This is a genomic window from Pseudomonas huaxiensis, assembly GCF_003231275.1.
Lineage (GTDB): Bacteria > Pseudomonadota > Gammaproteobacteria > Pseudomonadales > Pseudomonadaceae > Aquipseudomonas > Aquipseudomonas huaxiensis.
Map to the genome: position 1 here is coordinate 1 of NZ_QKVL01000118.1, position 1,751 is coordinate 1,751.

At 54.9% G+C, this 1,751-nt stretch carries 2 protein-coding genes; one reads left to right on the top strand and one right to left on the bottom strand.

Features of this window, described 5'->3' with window-relative positions:
* The coding region (locus DM374_RS33950; RefSeq protein ID WP_225422683.1) for a hypothetical protein at positions 1-311 on the bottom strand (311 nt) is incomplete at its 3' end.
* 251 nt (positions 312-562) lie between these two features.
* On the opposite strand from DM374_RS33950, the gene DM374_RS32445 reads away from it, so the two are divergent.
* The gene (locus DM374_RS32445) at positions 563-1,588 is read left to right on the top strand and encodes a tyrosine-type recombinase/integrase (RefSeq protein WP_225422685.1); all 1,026 of its coding nucleotides are present in this window, start codon (positions 563-565) and stop codon (positions 1,586-1,588) included.
* Positions 1,589-1,751: the final 163 nt, after the last annotated feature.

Consider the following 1,751-nt stretch of genomic DNA (forward strand, 5'->3'; position numbering starts at 1 on the left):
ACAAATCCCGCACTAACTATGGCAATAGCACAAAAGGTCAGAAGCATTGGCATGAAGCACAGCACTCGAGCTAGCACCCGCATCACTCCAGGCGCAGATAGCTTCCTCCACGTCAATCGGCCAACGGCTGCGAAGACCAATGAAACAACCGACGGGACCCACAACGCCACAAAATAAATAACCACGGGAGGAAGACCTCGAGTCTCCAACGGGTCGAGCGGATTCTCACTCACACCGTGACTAGCCACGCCCAGGGCTACTAAAGAAAAAGAAAAAAACAAGAAGATCCAGTTCCTGCTCAATAAAGCCATTGTCGACTCCGTGCCGAGTTTCAAAATAGAGATAACGCCAACCTCTATAGGGTGGGGAGATTTTCAGGTGGGCGTCAACAATGGCCACACTTTCTACATCAAAACTTCACACAAAAATCACTGACCGCTCAGAGTGACGGGTATAGCGCCACCAATAACTACTTCATAGGGAGTCAAGAGAATTTCCCCCAAAAGCGCAGTGAGCGATTCGCCTAGAGGTCGCCCTTGTACAGGAGCGCCGAGCTAATCGGGTGAAGAATCCCGAGCATTCTATTCACGATACGCGTGGATGGTGCCGAGCCTGCCAGACCGAAGGTGATGCAGCCAAGTTCGCCGCCATGCCGCGGCGCTTGTGGAACGGCGACCCAATAACCCATTACGACGGCGGCCAGTATTTCTTCGATGAAGAAGACCTTCTCAACTGGATTATCGAACACGAGATCGACTTGACCGACCTGAAACTGGTCTTCTGCACTCCGAACTACCCAAGTGAGAAAGACAACCTGGCCGAGATACGCCAGTTGCGCAATTATTTCGAGAAGGCGCCAATCGACGGGATCACGCCTGCGCATGTGACGAAGTATCACGACGCCAGGACTGCACCAGTACGCGCAAACCGTCAGATTGCCACCCTGTCGCACGTCTTCAATATCGCCCGAGAATGGGGGCTCACCACAAAAGAGAACCCGTGTCAGGGCGTGCGCAAGAACAAGGAGGTGCCGCGAGACTTCTACGCCAATGACGCAATCTGGAGCGCGGTGTATGCGAAAGCGGTGGGTGAACTAAAGGACGCTATGGACCTGGCGTATCTGACTGGCCAGCGTCCGGCGGACGTTCTGGTGATGAGGAGGAGTGACATTGAGGGCAAGGCTCTCGGCGTGAAGCAGCAGAAGACCCACAAGAAACTGCGGATCATGCTCGAGGTCGATGGCGTGGAGAGCAGCCTTGGCGCCCTGCTCAGGAAAATACTGGAGCGCAACGCGCCACATGGGTCGCCATACCTGCTGCTGACCGATAGTGGCAAACGGGTAACGGCCCCCATGCTGCGCCATCGCTGGGACGACGCCAGGGAGGAAGCAGTTAAGGAAGCAGTCGCCGCCGGGGACCAGGTGCTGGCCGGCAGAATCAGCCAGTTCCAATTCCGCGACATTCGCCCGAAGGCGGCTTCCGAGATCACCGATGTCGACCACGCCAGCCTGCTACTGGGCCACACCAAGGGTGACATTACCGAGCGGGTTTATCGTCGAATTGGAGCCTTGGCGAAACCCACCAAGTAGCAAAGTATTGTCAGCGCTGACAAATCAAACCATTCCCAAGGGTGTTCCCATGGGTAGTTTTTCTATGCCCCAAAAACGCAAAAAGCCCTGACTAATCAGGGCTTTGAAAGTGGCGGAAGCGTAGAGATTCGAACTCTAGGATAGTTGCCCATCGACGGTTTTC